The organism is Chitinophaga agrisoli (assembly GCF_008386695.1).
Lineage (GTDB): Bacteria > Bacteroidota > Bacteroidia > Chitinophagales > Chitinophagaceae > Chitinophaga > Chitinophaga agrisoli.
Map to the genome: position 1 here is coordinate 1,748,271 of NZ_VUOC01000004.1, position 25,433 is coordinate 1,773,703.

Genomic DNA, 25,433 nt, shown 5'->3' on the forward strand with positions numbered 1-25,433 from the left:
TCAGGCGCCCTCCCAATGGAGCCCGCTAATCTCACTGCCGTCACCACGGCCCTGGTAAGCACCGCTAGCCCCACGTACCCTCCCCGTGGAGCCCGCTACTTCTCCACTGCCACCAACCACCAACCTGGTAACTACCTGCCTGCCCTGGCAACTGTCCCGTTCCCTGCCGGCCATCCACCGTTAATAATTTATTGTAATCTTTACACAGATTCTTATCACATTTAGCGGTGAATCTACGTATATAGTATACGTATTTTATACGCAGTCCTTGCCCTGTGGGTGACACGCAATCTTGCCCACGCGGGTACGGATTTGCAATCAGGCATTGCAGACTTTGTAGACATATAACTATTTTTGTCCTATGGAAAAGACTATTACAATCTATCTAAACGAAAGACCTTTGATCGTATCGGCCAACCAGAAAGATATCCCTGCGGAATACCTGGAAGCGCCTGTTTGTCCTAAACCGGATGCAGCGGCCATCAGCCAGACGCTGCAAGCCCTGGAAAGTGGGGAGATCTCAGCGGCGGTCTTCGTGCAGACAGACACGCAACGGCTGCTGGAGTCTATTAAAGGCCATTTTACAGTGCTGGTGGCGGCGGGAGGATTGATCACCAATGCAGCGGGCGAAATATTGCTGATGTTCCGCCGGGGCAAATGGGACCTGCCCAAGGGTAAACTGGATGAGGGTGAAAGCCTGGAGGAATGCGCAGTACGGGAAGTAAAGGAAGAAACCGGCCTGCACAGCATTACACTGGGGGAAAAGATCACGGAAACCTTTCACTACTATCCCACCAAGAGTAAAAAAGTGCTGAAACACGTATACTGGTACAGGATGCAATTCACTGGTACAGAGCTAACAATACCGCAGATCGAGGAGGATATTGTGGATATACAATGGATCAAGCCGGAAAATCTGGGCAAGTACCTGAAATTCTCCTATCAAAATATACAGGACGTATTTACGAAAGCAGGCTTTAGCTTTTAGCAGTACACTTCTGCCAACATGCCGGTGGCTATTGCTAACGGCTGTTTTTATTAATCCCTTTTTGGTAATATGGCCACCGTCAGCCGGCTGATGCAGACCAGTTTATGGTGGTCATCTGTTATGCGGATATCCCATACATGGGTGGTGGCGCCCAGGTGCAGGGGCTTTGCAAGGGCATGTACATACCCTTCCCGTACGCCTTTTATATGATTGGCATTGATCTCCAATCCAACACAGATACTTTTCTGGGGGTCGATGACCAGGCTGGAAGCTACGCTGCCTACCGTTTCTGCCAGCGCTGCGGAAGCGCCGCCATGCAATAACCCATATGGCTGTATGGTGCGGTGATCCACCGGCATCATTGCGCGCAGGCAATCCGGCCCTATCTCTGTAAACTCCATACCCAGGTAATGCGCCATAGTGCCTGCGGACCATTCATTCAGCTGATCCAGTGATACATCCAGGGAATGCCAGATAGGCTTCATAAAAATTAGCTTTAGTGATGAGCAGGTTAGCTTTTAGCTATTGCTGCGTATGTATATATTGACTATCAGCATGTTCTTAAGCTGTTAACTATCAACATAAGCAAACATTGATAGCTGACAGTCATAGTCTACGGGCGGGGTTCCGGCGCCTCCAGTTTCTCCAGTGAGGCCAGCACTTCTGCCGGCAGGAACTGGGATACATTGCCTTTGTTGCGGATAATATCCCGCACCAGGGTGGAAGCAATGCTGGTATACTGGGGCGTGCAGGTGAGGAAGATGGTTTCCAGCTTGTCATCCATGGCCCGGTTCACATCTGCGATCGCTTTTTCGTATTCAAAATCATTTACATAGCGGATACCCCTCAGGATATACCGGGCATTGTTCTCCTTACAGAAATCCACGGTAAGACCCTGGTAGGAGGCGGCTTTTATCCGCGGCTCGTCCTTATAGATATCGCGGATCCATTGCAGGCGTTGTTCCAGGGCGAACATAGGCACCTTGCTGGAATTAACGCCTATGGCGATGATCAACTCATCGAACAGATCGAGGGCCCGGTCTATTACGTCTTTATGGCCAAGCGTGATAGGGTCAAAAGTGCCCGGAAATACGCATATACGCATGATAATCAGTTTGTATGAACAGCGGCAATGATGGCCGTAGGCTGCATTGCCTGCTTATGACTGCCGGATCAGTTCTTCCCGGTTAATAAAGATCGAAAATATGGTAGTACCGTAGTTGCGCTCCGTGCGATAATAATTATAGTGTTTATAATTATTACGGGGGGTATGCTCCAGCACAAACCAGCCCTCCGGGTTTAACAGCTGCCGTTCAAAGATGAGCAGCGGCAGCTGGTCAATGGTGGTGAGGGCATACGGCGGACCGGCAAATATGAAATCGAACTTCTCTGTGCATTGCTGCAGGAATTTGAACACGTCCATCCGGAACAGCTTTAGCCCCGTCACATTAAGGGCGTCTGCTGTTTTCTGGATAAAAGCGGCCATGTCCGGGTCTTTTTCCACGATCGTCAGGTTGGCGGCCCCGCGGGAGGCCAGCTCGTAGCTAATGCTACCCGTTCCACCAAAAACATCCAGGGTTTTAAGCGCAGGGATATCCAGGTTATTTTCTATGATATTAAAAAGCCCACCCTTGGCAATATCCGTGGTAGGCCGGGTATGCGGCATATGGGCCGGTGGCTGAAACCTTCTTCCTCCATATGCCCCTCCTATTATACGCATAGGGCCAGGGCATACAGGTTATGGAAATAGTGGCCCGGCATTTCCAGCATTTTGCCGATATACTGGAATTCCGGCAGGCGCTGCATCCATTCCAGGTTGGGGAGGAATTTGTGCAGCTCCCGGTGAATATCAGAATCGTTTGGCAGCACGCCGCCCAGCTTCACCTTCACCCGTTGCTCGTCCAGGCCAAGTAGGCGCAGGGCATTCACCAGGTGGTATACCACATCCAGGCCGGTTTGCCAGGGCAGCTCCTGCTGGTTCAGCAGTTTGCCGCCCATATAAATGGTGAGCGTAAAGCGGTTACGTTGTACCGCCACATAGGCCACGCCATCATAGTTACGGAAGTCAAAATCATATGGGTAAGCCTGCAGCAGGGCTGAATGGGCATGTACGATACGGTCTGTAGAGAATTCCTTACGCAGAAATCCCAGCAGGTCCTTATCCACGGAGTAGATATTCACGATAGACACGGGGGGCGGCAAAATATCCGCCATTACCACTTCCTGTAATTTCTCCGGGTATGCCAGGTGCAGATAATCCTTTTTCAGCTGGGAATTATATTGCTTTTCCGGTACCAGGGTACCGTCAGCGCCGTCAAAGGCGATGAGCACGGAGCGGAAAGCGGTGAACAGCAGCCTGTCGGCGTCAAACACCTGCTCAATCATCTCCAGATCGGCAACAGCCAGCTTCTGCGGTTGGAAATTATAGGATTTCAGCGCCAGGAATTTTCCTCCTACGGGGTCAAATACGACATAGCTGAAGGTGCCCTGGCCTACCATCACCAGCAGGTGACAGGTGGTAAGGTCCGTTTCGAGCAAAGAGGCATCATCTACTGCAAATGCCGGCTGCATGTTATAAGTTACGGACATATTTGTACTTGTGAATAAAGCAGCAAGTTAAAGCGAAAAGCTGAAAGCAGAAAGGGGAAACCTTATTGCATCTCCTCCAGCATCTTCTTACAGTCTGCTTTTATGGCCGGATCGTCCTGGTAAATGGCGCGCAGCGCAACGGCTTTACGCAATACTTCCATGGCCTGGGTCTGCTGGTCATTCTTATTATAGGCGCGGGCCAGCTCATAATAATTGAGTATAAAACCGGGATCCAGCTTTTTGCATTTTTCATAATTATCGATGGCCTGCTGCAGGGTGCCATCCGGTAACCCGCCAAAAAGGGCCTTGGCGGCGTTCTTTTCGATAAAGTTCAGGTTGGCCACTTCGTAGTTCCATTTTCCCAGCACGTGGTAAGCCTGGGCGTAGTTGGGATTGAACTTAATGGCCAATTCCGCATATTTCTTTACCTCCCGGGAGGCGGCCACTTTATCCTTGGCGCCGGAGATAAGGGCCAGCCTTCCCATAGCCACTGCCATGGCATAGTTGGCATCAGCATTATTGGGAGCCTGGTTCAGCGCTTCCTGGGCGTAGTCTTTGGCCTCGTTGAAATAACGGGTCTTATCGTCTTTTTCCTTTTGACGGTTGCCCTCACGGGAGCTGAGCTCACTGGCTTCTACCAGCGCCGACAGCTGAGCGGGCTCCACTTTGAGCACTTCTTTGTATTTGGCCAGGGCATCAGCCTCTTTCATCTGCTTTTCCAGCTGTTTGGCCTGATCTATCATTTCATCCACGCTTTGGGCGTTCAGGGCGCCGGTGCTTACGAGTAACGCAAAAACGGCAGCCAATATCTTGTGTGCCATAGGATGGGCGGGTTAGTTAGTGATAATGTAAATATAATAAATATGTTATATAAACGGTAGATATAGTTGGCGGCCGGTGTTACCGGTGAAAAATCCGGTGGTTTGGAGCAGCCAGGTGGCCTAAGTATCTGGTATATTACCACTACCAGATAATTGTTGTAACGTCTAATACACCTCTGGATACCTTAGCGTCGCTGACCAGAATTTGCCAGGCCTGCAAAAACAGCCATCACGGCTTTTACGACATCAAAAGATTTCGCGGTTCGGTATCGGACAGGCTAACCTGGGTATTAGCCGCGATGATGACAGGCTCTTTCGGAAGCAGTCGTCACCAATAGTCTGGTTGGATCTGCGATGATAAACCGGCCTGTTCGAAGCAGTCATCACCAGTAACCTGGTTGTATCTGCGATGGCAACAGGCACATTCCAAAGTATCATGACCAGCAATTATATACTCTCCTTCAATTAATATGCCCTTTCCAACGACACCATCGAGTTCCGGATCTCCGCCCCCATGGGCGGATTGAGTTTTTTCAAGGTAACCACTGTTTTCTTTATCCGCGGGTATCTTTCCCGGATGGTTTGGCTGATGTCCTCCACCACCTGCTCCAGCAGGGGTTGCGGCACCGCCATTACGGCTTTTACGACCGTGAAAATATCCTGGTAATTCACCGTATCCGACAGGTCATCGACTGGGGTGGTATCTGCGATGGTAACATATACATCCAGGAGGAAGTCATTACCAATCACCTGTTCTTCCGGGTAAAGACCATGGAAGGCGCGGAAACGGATCTGTTCTAAGGCTATTGTTAACATGGCAGTGCGAATGTGCTGGCTAATGTGCTAATGTGCCGGTATGCTGATCTGGTGCTATTCTGATGTGCAGCTATCTGATGTGCAAACGTGCAGCTATGCAAATTTGCAGATGTGCAGATGTATAAATGCACAGATGTGTAAATATGCAGATTGTGCTGGCCCACTAATGTACTAATGTGCAATGTGCTGATCTGCAAATTGCCTGCTGAAGCAATCCCCTCCCTTCGCGCCCTCCGTGATATTTTACAACACCGGACAGGCGCAAGAAGCAACATAGGCTTCCGTTTCCGCAGCACAGCATACCTGTGCCACTGCATGGGAAGTATCATTCGTACCTCATCTGCACAGCTGCAAATTTGCATATCTGCACATCAGATGGCAGCACATCCGCACATTAATTCGCGGCTGCAGCTACCGGCTGCTGATGCTCTACAGCAGAGAGATAACGCTCTGCATCCAGGGCGGCCATACAGCCGCTGCCGGCGGCGGTCACTGCCTGGCGGTAGATCTTATCCTGTACGTCGCCACAGGCGAAAACGCCTTCAACGTTGGTGCAGGAGGTACCGGGAATGGTTTTGATATATCCTTGTTCGTCCATTTCCAGGAATCCGTTAAAGATCCCGGAGTTAGGCTGGTGGCCGATAGCTACGAAGAAAGCGCTAACGGGGATAACGGTTTCGGCGTTTGTCTGATTATTCAGCAGCTTCACGGCTTCCACCTTGTGATCGCCCATTACTTCCACGGTCTCGGAGTTCCAGTATATGATGATGTTAGAGGTCTTCATTACCCTGTCCTGCATCACTTTGGAAGCGCGCATTTCACCGCGGCGCACCACCATATGCACGGTAGAGCACATTTTAGACAGGTACAGCGCTTCTTCAGCGGCAGTATCCCCCGCGCCAACGATCGCTACTTCCTTTCCACGGAAAAAGAAGCCGTCGCACACGGCGCAGGCGCTTACGCCGCTGCCGTTCAGGCGCTGTTCAGAGGGAAGGCCCAGCCATTTGGCGGAAGCGCCGGTGGCGATGATCACGGCATCGGCGGTGATCACTTTTTCTTCCTCGATGATCACCTTATAGGGGCGCACGGAGAAATCAACTCCGGTGGCCATGCCATAGCGGATATCGGCGCCCATGCGGGCGGCTTGCTTTTCAAAATCCACCATCATCTCAGGGCCCTGGATGCCCTGGGGATAGCCGGGATAATTTTCTACTTCGGTAGTTATAGTGAGCTGTCCGCCAGGCTGTATACCCTGGTACAGGACCGGTTTAAGGTTGGCGCGGGCTGCATAGATAGCAGCCGTGTAACCGGCGGGACCGGAACCTATGATCAGTACATGCACATGTTCCTGTTGATGTTTGTTTTCCATACTAAATCTATAATTATTTCATCTCAATCAATATTGTTGTCCGGCACTGATAACAAGCACTGTAATCCGTGTGCCGGAGATATTGCCCGTTCCCCTTCATGGCGCCTCTCCTACTTCCTGATCTTCACATTCAGGCGCCTGGCGCCATAACCGCCCCAGTAGCCCAGTGCTCCGGAGATATTGCCCCTTACCTGTATGGGGGAGGCGAAAACATTGCCGTTGCTGGCGTAGGCCAGGTCCAGCGAGCGCCAGAAATCGAAAGTGGCTTTATCTATATTACTGAACTCCACGTTTACGCTGTCGCCGCGTTTAAAATAGCCATAGGTATCAAAGTTGATCTCCTGTGTCCTGTCGTGCCCTGCATCCAGCTGTGTATTAAAACTGGTGCCGTTCACGATCTGGTCGTCAATAGTGGAGTTAATACCCGGGCGGTAAACGCCGCCGTTACGTGCTGTCCTGTAGCGTACATAATTGCCCCTTTCCTGCGGATCGGTGATCCTTGCCCACAAACGGGCAAGGGTAGGATCCTTTGAATAGATGGTAGACCAGGTAGAGTCTATCACCATTCCGGCGCCGGGGATGGTGGTGACGGCGTTAAACGTCTGGTCATCCACGGCTACACGCAATGTATAACTTTTATTCAATTTTCCCTTAAAGGCGGCCGGCTGTGTGGTGTCTGCGGTATAGTAATACCATTTCACACGGTTGGTCGTGTCTTTGGAGAATTCTTTGAGCTGCATGGTGCTGTTTCCGTCCGATACGGTGATGACAGCATTATGCACAAAGGCATCTTTAAGCTGATCAACAGAGATATGGCTAAAATAGCTGAAGCTGCGTGTGAGGATCACTTCCGGGTACTCATCATTCACTATCGTTCCTTCAATCACTGTTTGCGGCTCGCCCTGTGGCAGGTCTACAGTGATATCTTTTTCACAGCTCATCCATGCGCAGCAACAGACCAATAAGATAGTTTGTATACGCATATAGCTTACAAAAATACGGTTACCTAAGGACAATAAAAAACACCGGCTATGTTCAGACATACAGCCGGTGTTTTATTGAGATCATTGATCTTTAAAGCATTCAGTATCATTGCTTATCCCAGGTAGGACTTCAATGAGCCGCTGTAGCGGGCTTTCTGCAGCCTTTTAATGGCGCGTTCCTTGATCTGGCGGATCCTTTCCTTTGTCAGATCATACTTTTGTCCGATCTGTTCGATCGTTGCTCCGTTTTCACCATCCAGACCAAAATAAGCGTTCACTATCTCTGCTTCCCGCGGGCTCAAGGATTTCAATACCCGGCGAATCTCTTCGCGCAGTGAATCACGCATTACATCATCATCGGTAATGTCTCCACCTTCCAGCAAATCGCCCATAGCCACATCCTCTGCTTCATGTACCGGTGCATCCAATGACATGTGACGTGTATTGCTTTGAAAGATGTTATTGATTTCCGATTCGGACATTTCCAGGATCTCTGCCAGCTCCTCAGTAGACGGTTCTCTCTCGTTCTCCTGTTCAAATGCCATGTAAGCCTTGTTCGCTTTATTATAGGTGCCAATTTTGTTTTGCGGTAAGCGGACTAACCTGCCCTGCTCTGCCAACGCCTGTAAAATGGACTGGCGGATCCACCATACTGCGTAAGAGATAAATTTAAAACCTTTCGTTTCATCGAATCTTTGTGCAGCCTTGATCAAGCCCAAATTGCCTTCATTGATAAGGTCACTGAGGCTAAGCCCCTGGTGCTGATATTGCTTGGCTACAGAAACCACGAAACGTAAGTTTCCTGTTGTAAGTCTTTCAAGAGCCTTCTGGTCACCCATTTTAATACGTTGTGCCAAAACGGTCTCTTCCTCAGGTGTTAACAAAGGGATCTTTGAAATTTCCTGCAGGTATTTTTCTACCGCCTGCGAATCACGGTTTGTGATCTGGGTGGCAATTTTAAGTTGCCTCATATTAAAAGTGAATTGGTTTACAAAATAATAACAGCTTAGTAATAATTTTGTTGCAAATGATATTTTTTATATCTTACAAAATTTCTCACTTGCTAAATTAGCCTGCAAAGATCGTGCTAATACTTCACTCTTCCAAATTCCTTACAGGCATTACCTTGCTATTAACAAAATACTCTATTATAACGGATTTTAATAGCCCTTTAGTGGATAAATTACACCAGTTTATACAATTTTTAACAATTGATAATAAATCATCTTTAAATTAGTTTCTTAACTAATTTATACTGAATACCGTTGCAAACTATTTAACAAAATGACCATAGATTACAGAAGCGACACCTTCACCAAACCCACTCCCGGCATGCTGCAGGCCATGTTAGCCGCAGAAACCGGCGATGATGTATTTGGCGAAGACCCAAGCATCAACAGATTGGAAGCCATGATGGCAGAGTTTTTTGGCAAAGCGGCAGGTTTGTACTGCCCTTCCGGCACAATGAGCAACCAGATCGCTATAAAAGCCCATACCCTCCCGGGCGATGAGGTGATCTGCAGCCACCAGGCGCATGTATACATCTACGAAGGCGGCGGTATCGCTTTTAACGCCGGCGCGCAGGTTCGTCCGCTTACCGGCGACAGGGGCATGATCAACGCCGCAGAAGTGGCCGCTGCTATTAACCCGGATGATGTGCATAAAGCGCGCACGTCGCTGGTATGCCTGGAAAATACCTCCAACCGTGGCGGCGGCTGCTGCTATGACTGGGATGAAATACTGAAGATCAAGGCTGTTTGCCAGGAGCATAAACTGGCCCTGCACCTGGATGGCGCCCGGCTGTTCAACGCCCTGGTAGCTACCCGTCAGGATCCCAAAGCTTACGGCGCTACTTTTGACAGCATTTCCGTATGCCTGAACAAAGGCATGGGTTGCCCCATGGGATCTGTGCTGCTGGGCAGCGAAGCCTTTATCCGCGAAGCCCGCCGTATCCGTAAAAAGCTGGGCGGTGGCCTGCGCCAGGCGGGTTATATGGCGGCCACCGGTATCTATGCCATGGAAAACCACCTGCAAAGGCTGGAAGAGGATCATCAGCATGCGAAAATGATCGCGAATGCCCTGCTGGAGAAGAGTTTTACCGGGCATATGCTGCCGGTAGAGACGAATATCCTCATCTTTGAGCTGGAGGCGGATTGGACGCCGGTGGCGTTTGCGGAGTATCTGAGGCGGGAAGGGATACGCGTAATGGCGATCTCGCCTACGCAGATCAGGATCGTGACGCATCTGGATGTGACGCCGGAGATGGTGGAGAAGACGGTGCGGGTGATTTATGAGATGAAAGAGTAGTTAGGGGGGCAGGTAGTGCCTGTTAATAATACCTATTGAATAGTAGCCATTGGATAATACACGATAGATACATTGTATAATACTTATCAAATCTTACCCATTGGATAAGATCCGCCGGATAATTGTTTAACTCTCATCTTACCGCTAGATCCGCCGGGTATAGCCAATGCGCGGCACGTTCAAAGACGGCCTGCGCCTGCCGCGGGTGTTTCGCTTAGGAAGCTGGCTGCAAGAGCCGCGCCAGCCAAGGGCCGCTTTGAATCCTGCCGCGCAAGGCAGACGCCATTAGTGCCAGAGGGGATAACAGGAATGGTGGATAACGCTTACTGGTTGAATGGTGGGGCTTTACCTGGCTGTTGTGCATGTATTAACACGGTTTTATATTACTTATGCTATATGCTATTACCTTATTAATACAATCAGCTTATTCAATACTATTACTTATCCAATACAGTTAGCTTATCCAATACCAATCAAGCAAAGGGCCAGATCATTACGATCCGGCCCTTTTTGTATTGATGGTTTCTACAGGATGGTGTGAGTGAACGTTCGGCTCACCACCAGCCCAGTTTATGATACTTGAAATTGTGGATGTAGTTGGGGCTCATATATACCTGCGAAAGGCTGGTAGTGTTGGAACGTAACATGCCAAACCAGCCGGCGTTGTAGATAAAGAGGTCGTCCCAGCCGGAGCCACCGTTGAAATTGGCTACTGCCAGCTTATCTACACTGCCCAGGTTCCAGCTGCCGATCCAGTCCTTTTGCCAGGTGCCGTTCAGGTTATTGCCGGTGGAGGTAAGGACGCCCAGGTATTCCTTATCCCAGTTGCCGGTGTTATAGATATAGAGGTCTTTTTTACCGTCGCCGTTAGCGTCTGCTATATAGAGGCGGTCGCTGGGAGCCATTTCCCAGCCGGGTATTATGCCGTCAAAACGTTTTACGTATGACAGGTTGTTGCCGGTTGATTTTACCATCAGCAGGTATTCCGGGTTCCAGTTGGTACCGTTGAACACGTACATATCGGCCTTGCCATCGCCATCAAAATCGCCTACCAGGTGCTGGTCGTTATCGGCCATGGTCCAGCCGGGCAAGGTATTGCTGAATATGCGGATGCAGTTAAGCGCATTGCCGCCGGAGCGGATCATGCCTACATAGTTGGTGGTCCAGTCTTTCAGGTTGGCCATGTACAGATCGGCTTTTTTATCGCCGTCGAAATCGCCTACATAGAACTTATCGTTTTTACCCATGATCCAGTAGCCGGGCGCCCCCAGGTTATTGTCATACCGTTTGATAAAGCTTAGCTTATTGCCGGCGGCCTTCATCATGCCTACGTATTTGGTAGACCAGCTGGTGGTATTTACGATATAACAATCATCTTTGCCGTCGCCGTCAAAATCGCCTACGTAGAAATCGTCACCAGCGGACATTTGCCAGCCTTCCAGCAGTTTATCGTAACGTTTCACACAGTCAAAACCGTTACCGTTAGACCGCAGCATGGCGAAATAAGGGCCAAAGGAGCCCCAGTCGCCGCCGTTGAACACGTATAGGTCCTTTTTGCCATCGCCGTCAAAATCGCCTACATAGAATTTATCGCCGGGTTTGAACTGCCAGCTGGAACCGCCGGTGTTCACTCTTTCTGTGCCGGTGAACACATGGTTCATCTTTACGCCGTCAGAGCTGTACATAGAGATGCTGTTGCCGTAGTGTACTACCAGGTCTCCTTTGCCGTCGCCGGTGAAGTCGCCTGCATAGGAGTTATTGAAATTATAGCTGCGGTAAGGTTTTACGCGGGCCTGCATTTCATTATAACATACGGGGCAGAACAGCGGGGAATTGCCTCTCATACGGCAGTTGTAGGCCGGGCGGAACTTTCCCTGGCCGGTATATTGCGCGCCTTCGAACAGGCCGGCGTCTTCATCGGTATCAATACCGGCGGGCACGGGTTGGCTGCAGCCGGAGATAGTGGGCACGGCGCGGGCGGCGGGAATAAAGTTCTTCCACTCCCCTTTCAGGGTATTGCGGTTAGTGTTTTTGGTAACGTTGATCTGTGCCGGCTCGTCGCTGGTGTACTGATCACAGTTGACGGTATATTCGTCGGCCAGCAGGCCTACCATATGGCCCATCTCATGCGCCGCTACGGCCCATCCCGGGTCATTATCATCCGTGCCCCTGGTGATGGCCAGCCTGCCGCCGCCGGCGCAGCCGCCAAAACCGGTTTCGTTGAGGATGATGAATACATAATTATACTGCGGCACCAGGGTGGTGAGCAGATTATTAAGACGGGTGGCGGTGTTAGGGCCGGGCTCCATCCAGCAACGGTCCCAGATGCCGCTGTAGCGGTAGTCCAGGGCGGTATTGCGGGCAGCGGTCACGGTACCGGCGGCATTTACTTTTGTAACGCCGGACTGGGTGGAGTTTACGTTGATGCGGTAAATATTGTAGGCGTCCATGGTCTCATCATAAAGATCCTTGCTGAAAAGGTTCTTCACCAGGTTAGCTACATGGGTGTTATACGCGGCCTGGTCTGCGGCGGTAAAGCCATCGCCTACGATCACGAGGTTCAATTTGGCGCCATTGGAGCCGTTGCGCAAGACCTCTGTAACGGTTTGCGCATTTGTTACTGCGCTTATAGCGCAGCAAAGGAGTATGCTGAAAAGTATTTTTTTCATGGGAGTTTTCTTTTTGGGGGTGTTTTTTAGGGTACCGCCTGGTACTTTCTACTGGTATTTTTTATGCGTACTCCTCTATGAGTGCCTGTTTAGGTACGTCACATCTGTACTTTTATGGGTACTTCTTTTGAGGATGTTTGATGTTATAGGTTATCTGGGCATCACCTTCCGGAGTGCGTCTGCGCTGATCACTCCTTTGCGTTGCAATGCGCCGGCCTGCAGCCTTTTTATGTTGCGGTTATCCTGTACGGCTTCGCCGCGTAATTTGGAGAATTCCAGGGAGGGCGCCTGTACCGCGTTTTTATCCAGTACCTGTTTGGGCAGGGTGATGCTGATATAATTTTCTTTGGCCTGCAGCACCTTATGGTTGCCATCCTGGGAATAGGCGTGCAGCTCCAGCGGGTCCTGGAAGGAGCCGGTATATACTTCGCGGCCGTTATCTTTCAGCTGGTATACAAAATCGCCGGTGGCGGTGCTGTCTTCCACCAGATCACCCTGGATCCTGGTATAACTTACCGGCTCATACCCGTTAGGCGTTACTTTCACTACCACTTTTACATAGTAGTCGTCTGCCTGTTGTACAGTTACGGGCTGGGCCAGGTTCTGTGCGCGGATGCTGGTAGTTGCCAGCTTTACGGGCATATTACCTGCCGGACTGGCCACCATGGCCATGCGGGCTACTCTTTTTTCCGTAACGGCCGCCTCTGTGGGTTTGATATCCATGGCTGCCGGTTGCGCTTTTAACCGGGCTTTCTGAATGGCAGGGGCCACCGCGGCGCGGGACCGCACCTGCAGGGCAGCGGGTTTACGGTCTTCCAGCTCTTCGTCTGCCTTGTTAAAGCGGTAAAAGAAACGGGCGGTGGCGGGTAAGGCCTCGCGCAGGGCATCATCAATGAATTGCTCTTTTACATCGCAGGTCACTTTAGTGTCCATATCTACGTCCATTACAAACAGGTGGATCTGGTAGGCGGCTTCCAGTTTGGCTACCAGCTCTGTTACAGTAGCGTCTGTAGCCTTAATGGACATTTTGCCGCTTTTACTATCAAAACGGATGTTGAGCTCCGCATCGGAGGCAGCGTGTATGGCGGACCGGTTATCCGTGCGGGCAAAGCTCAGCACGGGTGATAACAGCGCTATACAAAGAGCGGCGCCCAGCAGGCATTTTAAACGTGTTAACCCGCTTTGGTTGGTGGCGTTTGCTGACCGTAAAGGGTTTGCCATACCATTGCCGGTGGTGCTTCTTAACAGTACAGGATCAGCGAAACCGCTTTGATTGCTGGCGGCGTGTCCTGACCGTACGGGCTTAATAAAACCGTTTGGACCGTTCGCAGCGTTTCTTAAAGGGTCAGCAAAATCATTTTGATTGTTGGGAATGTTTCCAGAGGTGGTGTACGTCCGGTTCCTGCCTTTGGCAGCAGGGTTTTCCATTAATTGTTGCATACAATGCTTTTTTGGGGGTCATGAAATAAAACAGTACATATAGTTAACTTCCTGAGGCGTATTCATTTATAACTATCCAGGGTTATTAAACTTTTAAAGATATATGCAATATTAGCATATCAATTAATCCTGGAGAACCGGGAGTTCACGTACGGCTAGAAAACTTTAATAACTGGCGTTTTTACCGGGATAAATGCTCAAAAAGCCTTTTTGGCAGGCCGGCCGATTTCCATCTATGGTTAATGTACTTTATTTTTGCAGACTTATATCTGAATTGCATGGAACTATCAAAGAATTATCTGCCCTCGGCTACGGAAGAGAAGTGGTATCAGCACTGGATGGACAAGGGTTATTTCAGGAGCCAGCCAGATGGCCGCCCCTCCTTTACGGTAGTAATACCGCCTCCCAATGTGACCGGGGTGTTACATATGGGCCATACCCTGAACGAGACCGTACAGGATATACTGGTGCGCCGCGCCCGTATGACCGGGTTTAACGCCTGCTGGGTGCCGGGCTCTGACCATGCCTCCATTGCGACCGAAGCCAAAGTGGTAGATATGCTGAAACGGGAAAAAGGCATCGAGAAATCGCAGCTCACCCGGGATGAGTTCCTGAAATACGCCTATGAGTGGAAGGATAAATACGGCGGCATTATCTACAGCCAGATCAAAAAACTGGGCTGTTCCTGCGACTGGGACCGGGTATCCTTTACCATGGACGACCACTATTACGAGGCTGTTATAAAAGTATTCGTAGACCTGTACGGCAAAGGCAAGATCTACCGGGGCGCCCGTATGATCAACTGGGACCCCAAGGCCAAAACAGCCCTGAGCGATGAGGAAGTAGACTACAAGGATATACAGGGTAAGCTGTACTATGTGAACTATGCCATCGTAGACAGCGAAAACAACCCTACCGGCGAATACATCACCATTGCCACCCAGCGCCCGGAAACTATTATGGGCGATACCGCCATCTGCGTAAACCCCAACGATGAGCGTTATGCCCATCTGAAAGGTCATTTTGCCGTAGTGCCCCTGGTGAACCGTAAAGTGCCCGTTATATTTGACGAATACGTAGACCCGGCCTTTGGTACCGGCGCGCTGAAGGTAACGCCGGCACACGATATCAATGACTACAACCTGGGCCTGAAACATAACCTGGAGATCGTAGATACCCTGAACGAAGACGGCACCCTGAGCGCTGCCGCCGGCGTATTTATTGGGATGGACCGCTTTGCGGCCCGTAAAAAGACCATCTCCACCCTGCAGGAACAAGGTTTACTGGTAAGGGAACAGGAATATACCACCCGCCTGGGCTACAGTCAGCGTAACCCGGATACCGTGGTAGAGCCCCGCATCAGCACCCAATGGTTCGTGAAGATGGCAGAAATGGCCAAACCGGCCCTGGATGCCGTAGTGAACGGCGATGTACGCATCCACCCCGGCGACCGTTTCATGGCTACCTATAAATATTGGATGGAGAATGTGAAGGACTGGTGTATCTCCCGCCAGCTGTGGTGGGGACAGCGTATACCGGCTTTCTACGCCCCGGACGGCAGCTTTGAAGTAGCAGAAACCGTGGAGCAGGCCATTCAGCAGTTTGCCGCCAAAGGCGCCACTTATACCGCCGCAGACCTGAAACAGGACGAAGACGTACTGGATACCTGGTTCTCCTCCTGGTTATGGCCGGTAGAGGTGTTCCATGGCATCACCAAACCCGGTAACCCGGATATCAATTACTACTACCCTACCTCCGTACTGGTAACCGGACAGGATATTATCTTCTTCTGGGTGGCCCGTATGATCATGGCAGGGTTGGAGTACAAACAGGAAAAACCTTTCAGCGACGTATACTTCACCGGTATGGTGCGTGATAAGCAGGGCCGTAAGATGAGTAAGTCTTTAGGCAACTCGCCGGACCTGCTGGAACTGATCCACCAGTTTGGCGCAGATGCGGTACGCTGTGGTATCATGATCTCCTCTCCTGCCGGTAACGACCTGCTGTTTGATGAGGCCAGCTGTGATCAAGGTCAGAAATTCTGTAATAAAATATGGAATGCCTTGAAGCTGGTGAAGATGTGGGAAGGCCGGCTGGAAGCCAACAGCACGCCTACTGCCAGCGATTTTGCCGTAAGATGGTTTGAAAGCCGCTTGCGCGAAGTACAACTGCAGGTAGACGGCCTGTTCAAGGATTTCCGCCTGAGCGAAGCATTGAAGGCTATCTACAGCCTGATATGGGACGATTTCTGCAGCTATTACCTGGAATGGGTAAAACCCGGCTTTGAACAGCCCATGGATGCGGCTGTGTTTAACCAGACAGTGCTCTTTTTTGACCAGCTGATGCAACTGCTGCACCCCTTTATGCCGTTTGTAACAGAAGAGGTTTATCACCTGCTGAGCGAGCGCCCGGCCGGCGACGACCTGCTCGTAAAACAGTTCCAGACTACCGCGGCGCCCAGCCATCCTACGCTGGTAGAAGGCGCCCTGGCAATAGAGGTGATCACCAGCATCCGCGATGCCCGTAATAAACATCAGATCAAACCTAAGGATACTATCACCCTGCATATAGATACGCATCACGAGAATGCTTTCCACCAGATAGAAAGCATACTGGCTAAACAGGTGAACGCTAAAGCTATTGTGTATACGAAAACGCCGGTGCCTGGCAGCATTACACTGGTAGTGCAGAAAGATAAGTTCTACCTGGAAACGGAAGCCACCACCGTAGATACCGGTGCGCAGAAGAAACAACTGGAAGAGGACCTGGTGTACCAACAGGGCTTCCTGGCCTCTGTAGAGAAAAAGCTGAGCAATGAGCGCTTTGTACAGAACGCCAAACCAGAAGTGATAGCGATAGAGCGTAAGAAAAAGGCGGATGCGGAAGAGAAGATCAAAGCGATCACGGAGAGCTTGAAGCAGCTGTAAAACAGCGATAAGCTATTGGCGGTTAGCGGTTAGCTGATCACCGTGGAACCGTTTGCTATGACTTACATAATTACTTGATTATAAAAGCCGGCCGCTGTCAGCAATCACCTGCTGGCAGGGCCGGTGTAATTTTTAGCACGGAAAGGCGTTATTAGTAAGTTGATAAGGGGCCTTCAACCGCCTCACTGTAAACTTGTCTATGAAAAGAACCTCCATTATATTATGTAGTTTATTGCTGATAGCCGGCGCACCCCTATATGCGCAATCCGGTAAAAGCAAACAGCCGGCGGCTCCTGCCAAAACAGCGCTCCGGTTCCGCACCACCTGGGGCATTTTCCTGAGCGATACGCTGCCACGGCCGGAAGTGCTGAAACTACTGGATTCTGCACTGGTAGTAAGAGATCAGCAGAACCATACCTTCCCCGTAGTATCTTTTGATTTCACTTACGAAAAAGCAGAGCCTTACCTGAATGATACCACCGGGCAACCCGGCATCTATAAAGATTTTGTGGGCGATAGCTTTAGCGCTAATAAACTATCCCCACTTTGGGCAAATCGTTTAAAAGAAGTATTGCAGAAGGGTGAGATCTTGTATTTTGATAACATCGTTATCAAGTATACGGGAGATAAATATTATAAAGTACCGGATCTGAAATTTGTGGTGAGATAGCGGAAAAAATTTTTTTTCTATTACCAGAAAAGCATACTTTTGCTATGACACAGTCTGCCACCCCTCTGTTTTACATGGGCAAATTTGGCAGGCTATTTTTTTTTGTCCACGCCACGAAAAACCATGTTGAAGTTTACGGCCCCACCACTAACCATATCAGAGCAGATTTTGCTGCTTAAAGAAAAAGGGCTCATAATCGCGGAAGAAGAGAATGCCGCACGCTGGTTGTCACATGTGAGTTACTTCAGACTGAAGAATTATACAAATAAGTTTAAGGACGCGCAAACCGGCAATTTTGTAGCCAATAGCAATTTTGAACAACTGATCAAACTTTACCTGTTTGACCGGAATCTCAAATTCATACTGTTTGATGCCATCGAAACTATTGAAGTAGCTATAAAAACACTGCTTTCCAATACTATGGCCCAGGCCCACGGCGCTCACTGGTATATGGAGCGGGAGCACTTTTTACCGTCATTTGATTTTGATGAATTTATGGCGATAGCTGAGAAGGAGGCCGCAGACGCAGACGAGCTTTCCGTGCGGCAATACCGGCGACGCTATAATGATCCTTGCTTACCGCCTTGTTGGATGATTGTTGAACTATTGTCTTTTGGCGCGATCTCTAAAATGTTTCAGCATCTGGCTGCAAGAGATGTAAAGCTGGACATTTGCTGGAAATATGCTTTACCGGATAATATATTTGGTAACTGGCTACATTGTATCACACAACTAAGGAACAGATGCGCCCACCATGGCCGCATTGTTTATAGGTCCATGGCCAAAACCATTATTTTACCTTCCCGTTCAAAACACCGGTTTCTGGCCGCAGCAGAGGAAATAGATCTAAACAGTCTGTACGCCACTTTATGTTGTATGCAACACCTTATTCTTAAGATCCAGCCAACCTCTCTTTTCAAAACAAATCTTATCACACTTATTAATAACAATCCCCACATCAATTACGACCATATGGGCTTTACGCCTCACTGGCGTGATGAAGCCATCTGGAAATAACCTCAATAACTAAACAACTGCTGCAGCGGCAATATAAAATCCACCCTGTTCCGCGCCGCCCCTGCCGGATCCTGATCCAGCAAATGACTAAACCTTACCCCAAAACTAAACGGTATCGTATTCCCCACTTTGGTATCAAAGAACAGCTCTCCGCCGGTAGATGCATACGTTGTATACGCCTGGTTCCGGAAATCATACGCCCGGCTGTAATCATAGAATACATTGCCCCGCAGGCGCAACAGGTATAGCAGCTGTGCAAAACCCCAGTCCGGGTACGCGATAGGGAAATGATAATTAGCGCCCAGTTTATAAATACGGCTATAGAACGGCTCATTATACCCCCTGGCATACACGAAATTATCAGAGAAGGAATACCGGAACATAGTATCCCGCTGCTGGTAGGCCCCTTGCAGCACCAGGCTGTGATTAGGGAACAATCCAGGCAGGTAAAGATCAAAGCGGCCATAGAACTGCTCTGCCGGTACATTGCCAATGGAATGCGTGTATTGCAGGTACAGGTATTGCCCAAAATGGCTGTAGATGTTCTGGAGGGCCTTAATACGCTGGTTATTGAATACGAGGGTATTGTTCAGGTACTGTATGCCGTCATCCACAAACTTAAATCCTTGCGGGAACGTCTTAAGGTAATGATAGGTAGAAGCTAATGATAAGCTCCTGCCATATTTACCGGAGGAGAACAGCAGCGGCACCTGTATGCCGCCATGCCAGTCCAGCTCGTTCCAGTATAACCGGCGGCGGTTCTGGGTAAGGGCAGAGCGGTCAAAAGTATAATCCACGCCGGCTGTCAGGTACGGGAACCACCCACCGAAAAGAAAATCTGCACCCAGGGCAGAGCTGCCTTCATTACGGTTGTATGTGTATCCTATGGCGGTAGAAGTGGTGTTCAAAATATTATTCCCGTAAAGGGTAAGACTGTAATCCGGATCATCAAAAGTAGGGACCCAGATGTGCAGGTTAAAGGGATGCGAGAACAGCGGGTATTTCTTTACTGGGTAATCGTGGTGCGGGGCGATGGTCAGCACATCCTCCCCTTCTTTCAGGTCTGGCCGCAGCCAGGCGCTGTGGGCATTGGCGGCGGTATCTACCGGTAACCAGCGGCCGGCCTGCAGGGGCGCGCGGTACAATTTGTAGCCGCCGGCGGTGAACTCGCTAAAGACCAGCTGTTGTTGCTGTGGGTCTATGGCAGCATGCAGGGCGCTGTTGGGCCGGTCTGTTACCTGGAACAGCTGTTTGCTGGCTAAGGGCAGGGCGTATATGTTGTTAACGTCTTTCCAGGAGCCGGAAAAATAAGCGGTATCATTGGCCAGTACCGGCGCACCCATCACATTAAAGCTAAAAGGCGTGAGGAAGGTCACTGCGCCGGTGCTGATATTCTGCTGTATCAGCGCCATCTGGCCATGGGCATTGCGTACGGGGCTGATCACTTCCTGTTCGTTGGCGCTGAAACGCGGATAGGTATAATACCAGTTCTCCGGGTTGGGCAGCGCTTTAGTGATGGCGCCGGTGTGCGCGTTCAGTACATGCAGGCCGTATTGCTGCTGTGGACTGGTAAAGGCGGCTACTATATATTGTCCGTCGGAGCTGATGTCCGGGGAGAAGTATTTGGTATGATGGGTAATGGTGCTGGTATGTCCGCTGGCGCGGTCATAAAGTTTGATAACGGAATAATCCTTCCAGATCCAGCGGGGATCATAGCGGGCTTCTGTCCATAAAATGCGGCCATTGCGGTAGCTGAAGAAATCGTCAAAACCGCCGCCGGGACGGGTGATCAGCTCTTCCTTGCCGGTACTGTCTACCAGGTAAAAGGCCGGAATGCGCTGGTAGCTGCTTTTAAGGGCGATCCATTGTCCGGGGCCGGCATTATATACATAGCGGTAATTGGTCACCACTTTGGCCGGCGCCTGTAAAGGCGTGGCTGGGGTGATCTCCGGACGGGTAGCATTCTCTTTCCAGTAGGACTCATACTCCTGCATGGTGGCGTTGTAAAAACCGGTGATGTTCTGCCCCGTACGCCGTTTTATACTTTGTGACAGCGGATAGAACACCCCACGGAAACGTACCGCATCCGTGGTCACATCCCGCCAGAAAGTTTGGCCATAGTGATTGCGGCCGTATACGCTCATGAGATAACCCAGCTCATAATGGTCCGGCACATAGTCGCGGTAAGAGCCGTTGCGGATCTTCATATAGGAGTAGTTGCGCTGATCCAGCATCAGGCCGCGGAACCCGTCAAAAAAAGCGGGCAGCCTGCCCCGGCCCTGGTGGCTCAGGGCGGTTTCCATGGTCACGGCGTCGCCTTCCCAGAACCAGTTGGGCACGGCGATATTGGTCACAGCGGCTTGTCCCAGCTGACCGCCCAGGATAGAGAATACTTTGGAGATCCCCTGCCGGAAGTTCATGTTCTGCAATACGTGGCGGTACTCATGCAGGGCCAGCTGCTCCTCCCATTTCAATGATCCCAGCTCCAGGGAAGAAGGCGGGGGCGAAAGGTAGAATTCAGAGCGGAAAGGGCCCAGCATCACATAACCATTGGACTCCAGGGTCTGGTTCTGCAGCACGATATCTACTTTTTGCTGACGGTTGCCAATGGAGTTGCGGGTATTATGGTTCAGGTAGTGGACTATATTGGCAACGCGCTGGCCTTGCATTTCCAGGCCAGCGGGAAAAATAATACGGACGGTATCGGTATTGATCTGACGCCATTTGAGGGAGGGCGGATTACCGCCAAAATGCTGGGCATGTAATGCCACCGGCGACAGCAGGAATAGCAGGAAGACCATACGGACAGACATCCACCAACCAGCGGTTATCTGCGGTCTTGTCACGGTGCGCGAACACAGCTCACCCAGCCGGGCTATTGCGCGGATAAAGGGATTCATATACCAATAGAAGGGAAAATGTAACCGTTGCAGGAATGATCTCATAAGTGCCGGTGTGCTAATACGCTAATATAATATATTAACGTTATTCACTACCGGCATATTCTGCCGTCACCGCTAACATTCCGGCAAACTGATCGGAATATTCACCGCCAGCCCGCCGTCAGACGTCTCTTTATACTTGGAGTTCATATCCAGGGCGGTATCCCACATGGTCTTTACCACTGCATCCAGGGATACTTTGGCCAGTTCCGGGTTACTTTGCATGGCCAGCTGGGAGGCCGTAATGGCCTTAATAGCGCCCATGGTGTTCCTTTCAATACAGGGCACCTGTACCAGGCCGCCAATGGGGTCGCAGGTAAGGCCCAGGTGATGCTCCATGGCTATTTCCGCGGCCATCAGCACCTGGCGTTGCGAGGCGCCCATACATTCCGTAAGGGCTGCCGCCGCCATGGCGGATGAAACGCCTATTTCCGCCTGACAACCGCCCATGGCGGCAGAAATGGTGGAACGTTTCTTAAATATGCTGCCTATTTCAGATGCTGTTAACAGGAACTGGAGGATGCGGGCAGGTTGATAACCATCACAGAAAGTAATAAAATACTGCAGTACGGCAGGTATTACGCCAGCCGCGCCATTAGTGGGGGCGGTCACTACGCGGCCAAAAGAGGCATTCTCCTCATTCACGGCCAGCGCAAAACAGCTTACCCAATCCAGGGTATAGGCAAAATGGCTGCCGCCTGCGCGGATGGCTTCGATCCAGGAATCATAATCGTGATAGCTGCGGCCTTTTAACAGCTTCTTATTCAGTGCTGCCGCCCTGCGCGCTACGCGCAGCCCGCCGGGTAATTCTCCGGTGGCATGACATCCGCGGTAAATACATTCCTGCATCACCTTCCAGATATTGAGCACGCCATCGCGGGTAGCGGCTTCCGTGCGCCAGGCCAGCTCGTTCTCCATCACCACTTCTGAAATGGAATAACCGGTCTTGATACACCACTGCAGCAGCTGCCGGGCGGTGTCTATGGGAAAAGGCAGCTCTACCTGCGGACCGCTGCCGCCGGACTGCTCTCCTTCCCGTACCACAAAACCGCCGCCTATGGAGTAAAAGGTAAATGCCTGCTGCTCATCACCCATAAAGGATACCAGGAAAGTAAGCGCATTGGGATGGTAAGGCAGGGTTTCTTCGTAGAGGAAATCAATATCTTCCAGGGGATCAAAATCTATTTCAAACCGGCCGGCCAGCAAGAGCTTTTTGGAACGGCGGATCCCGTCTATTTTACTATGGATGCGGTTTACGTCAAAAGTAACCGGGTCGTCGCCGGAGAGGCCCAGCTGCACGGCAATATCTGTTCCGTGGCCATGGCCGGTTTTGGCCAGCGAGCCGTATAAGAGCACGCTTACGCGGCTAACATCCTGCAGCCGGCCGGTAGTCTCCAGGACTTCCAGGAAACGTAATGCCGCCCGCCAGGGGCCAAGGGTGTGGGAACTGGAGGGACCTATCCCTATCTTAAATATATCAAAAACGGAAATGCATTCCTGTGCCACTGTTTTGGTGTTTGGTCGTCAAAGATAGTGTAAAAAAAGCGCGCTATTTGAAATCGACCAGCTGTAATTCGCATACGAGGATGGCATTGGAGGGAACGCCATTGATGCTGGCATTACCAAAGGCCAGCATAGAAGGGATGATCAGGAAGATCTTACCGCCTTTGGTGATCTTTTGCAGGCCTATCTGCCAGCCTACAATGTGGTCCTTTAGCTTACGGCCGTCAAAACTGGTGGGGGTGCCCAGGGAGGCGTCTATAGCGGTGCCATTCAGCAGGCGGCGGGTATAGATCAGTGAAGGTACATTGTCCAGGCCAATGCGGTGAACGCTATCCCCGTATTGGATAATCTGGTAGTAGAGGCCGGAGGCATCGCGCGTGGCCTTGATATTATTGGTCTGGAGATAGTTGATGATGGCCGCGTCCTCTGTATTATCAGGAGAGCTATCGAAGCCAAGCCGATCATTGCTTCCTTCTTTCTTAACGCAGCCTGCCAGCAGCAGGACGGCCATTACGCAATAAAAAACAGTGTGTAGATGCAGCTTCATGATATTTAAACGGGGCAGCAGACGCGAAAGTTACATTAAAAAATTGTTAGTTGCGATAGTTCCCTGGCATAAAATAGCCCGTAGTTCCCTGTCGCAAAAAGAAAAGCCCCGGGTAGTCCCAGGGCTTTCTTTTTTATTGATAAGCTGGATATTAATAATCCATACCCATACCGTGGCTGTGACCGCCCGGCATGCCGGCTGCAGCTTTCGGCTCAGGTTTGTCAGCTACCACACATTCAGTGGTCAGCAGCATACCAGCGATAGAAGCAGCGTTTTCGAGGGCAATACGGGTTACTTTAGTAGGGTCAATTACACCAGCAGAGAGCAGTTTTTCGAAAGTCTCTGTACGGGCATTGAAACCAAAGTCGCCTTTGCCTTCTTTTACTTTCTGTACGATGATGGAACCTTCCAGGCCTGCGTTAGCAGTGATCTGGCGCAGGGGCTCTTCGATAGCGCGTTTTACGATAGCGATACCGGTTTGCTCATCTTCGTTTTCACCTTTCAGGGAATCCAGACCTTCAATAGCGCGGATATAAGCTACGCCGCCACCGGGAACGATACCTTCTTCCACTGCAGCGCGGGTAGCGTGCAGGGCGTCGTCTACGCGGTCTTTCTTCTCTTTCATTTCTACTTCTGTAGCAGCGCCTACGTACAGTACAGCTACGCCACCGCTTAATTTAGCCAGGCGTTCCTGTAATTTTTCGCGGTCATAATCAGAAGTGGTTACTTCGATCTGTGCACGGATCTGGCTGATACGGGCAGTGATCTCCTTTTTCTCGCCTTTACCGCCAACAACAGTAGTGTTGTCTTTATCGATAGTTACAGATTCTGCTTTACCCAGGTAAGTCAGGTCAGCATTCTCCAGTCTGTAACCCTGGTCTTCGCTGATCACGATACCACCGGTCAGGGTAGCGATGTCAGTCAGCATTTCCTTTCTTCTGTCGCCAAAGCCGGGAGCTTTAACAGCAGCAACTTTCAGGGTACCGCGCAGTTTGTTCACTACCAGGGTAGCCAGTGCTTCGCCTTCCAGGTCTTCAGAAATGATCACCAGGGGAGCGCCTTGCTGGGCTACTTTCTCCAGGATGTGCAGGATATCCTTCATAGTGCTGATCTTCTTGTCGTAGATCAGGATGTAAGGGTTCTGCAGTTCAGCCTGCATTTTTTCGCTGTTGGTGATGAAGTAAGGAGACAGGTAACCACGGTCAAACTGCATACCTTCTACTACTTCTACGGTAGTATCGGTGCCTTTTGCTTCTTCAACGGTGATAACGCCGTCTTTGGTTACTTTATTCATTGCTTCAGCGATCAGTTTACCGATCTCGCCGTCGTTGTTAGCGGAGATAGCAGCTACCTGCTCGATCTTTTTGTTATCGCTGCCTACAGTTTCGGATTGTTTCCTCAGGTTCTCCACTACGGCTTTAACAGCTTTGTCGATACCGCGTTTCAGATCCATAGGGTTAGCGCCGGCGGCTACGTTCTTTAAGCCTTCGCCAATGATAGCCTGGGCCAGTACGGTAGCAGTGGTAGTACCATCACCTGCAATATCAGCAGTTTTGGAAGCTACTTCTTTCACCATCTGTGCGCCCATGTTCTCGATAGCGTCTTCCAGCTCGATTTCTTTAGCTACAGTCACACCATCTTTGGTCACGCTGGGAGCGCCGAATTTCTTTTCAATAACTACGTTGCGGCCTTTAGGACCCAGGGTCACTTTCACAGCATCGGCCAGCACGTCAACGCCCTTTTTCATTTTGTTGCGGGCATCGGTGTTAAAGAATATTTGTTTTGCCATAATTGTTAGAGATTTTTAAAGTTTTTGAGAGTGGAACTAGCAACAGCAGTTGGCAG

The 25,433-nt window shown here is 50.5% G+C and carries 20 protein-coding genes; 5 read left to right on the top strand and 15 right to left on the bottom strand.

Features of this window, described 5'->3' with window-relative positions:
- The first annotated feature begins 361 nt into the window (after positions 1 to 361).
- Positions 362 to 988: an NUDIX hydrolase gene (locus tag F0L74_RS26105; RefSeq protein ID WP_149840847.1), complete on the top strand. Its 627-nt coding sequence runs from the start codon at positions 362 to 364 to the stop codon at positions 986 to 988.
- Positions 989 to 1,038: 50 nt separating this feature from the next.
- Here the strand turns inward: F0L74_RS26105 and F0L74_RS26110 are convergent, their stop codons facing one another.
- The 9 genes from F0L74_RS26110 to F0L74_RS26150 form a co-directional block, all read right to left on the bottom strand.
- Positions 1,039 to 1,473, bottom strand: a complete 435-nt coding sequence (locus F0L74_RS26110) for a hotdog fold thioesterase (RefSeq protein ID WP_149840848.1) — start codon at positions 1,471 to 1,473, stop codon at positions 1,039 to 1,041.
- A gap of 128 nt (positions 1,474 to 1,601) precedes the next feature.
- Positions 1,602 to 2,093, bottom strand: coding sequence for a pantetheine-phosphate adenylyltransferase (gene coaD / locus F0L74_RS26115; RefSeq protein ID WP_188316165.1), 492 nt, complete (start codon positions 2,091 to 2,093; stop codon positions 1,602 to 1,604).
- A gap of 54 nt (positions 2,094 to 2,147) precedes the next feature.
- Complete coding sequence (locus F0L74_RS26120) at positions 2,148 to 2,708, bottom strand: RsmD family RNA methyltransferase (protein WP_149840850.1); 561 nt, start codon at positions 2,706 to 2,708, stop codon at positions 2,148 to 2,150.
- On the bottom strand, positions 2,699 to 3,577 hold the full coding sequence (locus F0L74_RS26125; protein ID WP_149840851.1) for a DUF3822 family protein: 879 nt from the start codon (positions 3,575 to 3,577) through the stop codon (positions 2,699 to 2,701). The genes F0L74_RS26120 and F0L74_RS26125 overlap by 10 nt, the downstream gene beginning before the upstream one ends.
- A 62-nt stretch (positions 3,578 to 3,639) precedes the next feature.
- Positions 3,640 to 4,398: a tetratricopeptide repeat protein gene (locus F0L74_RS26130; protein ID WP_149840852.1), complete on the bottom strand. Its 759-nt coding sequence runs from the start codon at positions 4,396 to 4,398 to the stop codon at positions 3,640 to 3,642.
- Between the two features lie 465 nt (positions 4,399 to 4,863).
- Positions 4,864 to 5,214: a dihydroneopterin aldolase gene (folB, locus tag F0L74_RS26135; protein WP_149840853.1), complete on the bottom strand. Its 351-nt coding sequence runs from the start codon at positions 5,212 to 5,214 to the stop codon at positions 4,864 to 4,866.
- Between the two features lie 394 nt (positions 5,215 to 5,608).
- Positions 5,609 to 6,583 carry a thioredoxin-disulfide reductase gene (gene trxB, locus F0L74_RS26140; protein WP_149840854.1) on the bottom strand — a complete coding sequence of 325 codons (975 nt, stop codon included), beginning with the start codon at positions 6,581 to 6,583 and terminating at the stop codon, positions 5,609 to 5,611.
- A gap of 110 nt (positions 6,584 to 6,693) precedes the next feature.
- Entirely contained in the window at positions 6,694 to 7,566 is an 873-nt protein-coding gene (locus tag F0L74_RS26145) for a DUF4249 domain-containing protein (protein ID WP_188316166.1), read from the bottom strand.
- Between the two features lie 113 nt (positions 7,567 to 7,679).
- Positions 7,680 to 8,537: a sigma-70 family RNA polymerase sigma factor gene (locus tag F0L74_RS26150; RefSeq protein WP_089914758.1), complete on the bottom strand. Its 858-nt coding sequence runs from the start codon at positions 8,535 to 8,537 to the stop codon at positions 7,680 to 7,682.
- A 313-nt stretch (positions 8,538 to 8,850) separates the two neighbouring features.
- Here F0L74_RS26150 and F0L74_RS26155 point away from each other — a divergent pair, with 313 nt between their 5' ends.
- Positions 8,851 to 9,873 carry a threonine aldolase family protein gene (locus F0L74_RS26155; RefSeq protein WP_149840856.1) on the top strand — a complete coding sequence of 341 codons (1,023 nt, stop codon included), beginning with the start codon at positions 8,851 to 8,853 and terminating at the stop codon, positions 9,871 to 9,873.
- A gap of 554 nt (positions 9,874 to 10,427) precedes the next feature.
- Here F0L74_RS26155 and F0L74_RS26160 read toward each other — a convergent pair.
- The gene (locus F0L74_RS26160; RefSeq protein WP_149840857.1) at positions 10,428 to 12,542 is read right to left on the bottom strand and encodes a M64 family metallopeptidase; all 2,115 of its coding nucleotides are present in this window, start codon (positions 12,540 to 12,542) and stop codon (positions 10,428 to 10,430) included.
- 150 nt (positions 12,543 to 12,692) lie between these two features.
- Entirely contained in the window at positions 12,693 to 13,982 is a 1,290-nt protein-coding gene (locus tag F0L74_RS26165) for a hypothetical protein (RefSeq protein ID WP_149840858.1), read from the bottom strand.
- 278 nt (positions 13,983 to 14,260) lie between these two features.
- On the opposite strand from F0L74_RS26165, the gene F0L74_RS26170 reads away from it, so the two are divergent.
- From F0L74_RS26170 to F0L74_RS26180, 3 genes are all read left to right on the top strand, one after another.
- Positions 14,261 to 16,909, top strand: a complete 2,649-nt coding sequence (locus F0L74_RS26170; RefSeq protein WP_149840859.1) for a valine--tRNA ligase — start codon at positions 14,261 to 14,263, stop codon at positions 16,907 to 16,909.
- A gap of 199 nt (positions 16,910 to 17,108) precedes the next feature.
- On the top strand, positions 17,109 to 17,579 hold the full coding sequence (locus F0L74_RS26175; protein WP_149840860.1) for a hypothetical protein: 471 nt from the start codon (positions 17,109 to 17,111) through the stop codon (positions 17,577 to 17,579).
- 84 nt (positions 17,580 to 17,663) lie between these two features.
- A complete protein-coding gene (locus F0L74_RS26180; RefSeq protein ID WP_149840861.1) occupies positions 17,664 to 18,596 on the top strand; it encodes an Abi family protein in 933 nt (310 codons plus the stop codon).
- 2 nt (positions 18,597 to 18,598) lie between these two features.
- Here F0L74_RS26180 and F0L74_RS26185 read toward each other — a convergent pair whose 3' ends face one another.
- The 4 genes from F0L74_RS26185 to groL all read right to left on the bottom strand — a co-directional run bounded on the left by F0L74_RS26185 (position 18,599) and on the right by groL (position 25,377).
- Entirely contained in the window at positions 18,599 to 21,541 is a 2,943-nt protein-coding gene (locus F0L74_RS26185; RefSeq protein ID WP_149840862.1) for a TolB-like translocation protein, read from the bottom strand.
- Positions 21,542 to 21,613: 72 nt separating this feature from the next.
- Complete coding sequence (locus F0L74_RS26190; protein ID WP_149840863.1) at positions 21,614 to 23,044, bottom strand: L-serine ammonia-lyase; 1,431 nt, start codon at positions 23,042 to 23,044, stop codon at positions 21,614 to 21,616.
- A gap of 43 nt (positions 23,045 to 23,087) precedes the next feature.
- A complete protein-coding gene (locus tag F0L74_RS26195; protein ID WP_149840864.1) occupies positions 23,088 to 23,588 on the bottom strand; it encodes an FKBP-type peptidyl-prolyl cis-trans isomerase in 501 nt (166 codons plus the stop codon).
- Positions 23,589 to 23,739: 151 nt separating this feature from the next.
- Positions 23,740 to 25,377 (bottom strand): chaperonin GroEL, encoded by a 1,638-nt coding sequence (gene groL / locus F0L74_RS26200; protein WP_149840865.1) that lies wholly within the window; start codon positions 25,375 to 25,377, stop codon positions 23,740 to 23,742.
- Positions 25,378 to 25,433: the final 56 nt, after the last annotated feature.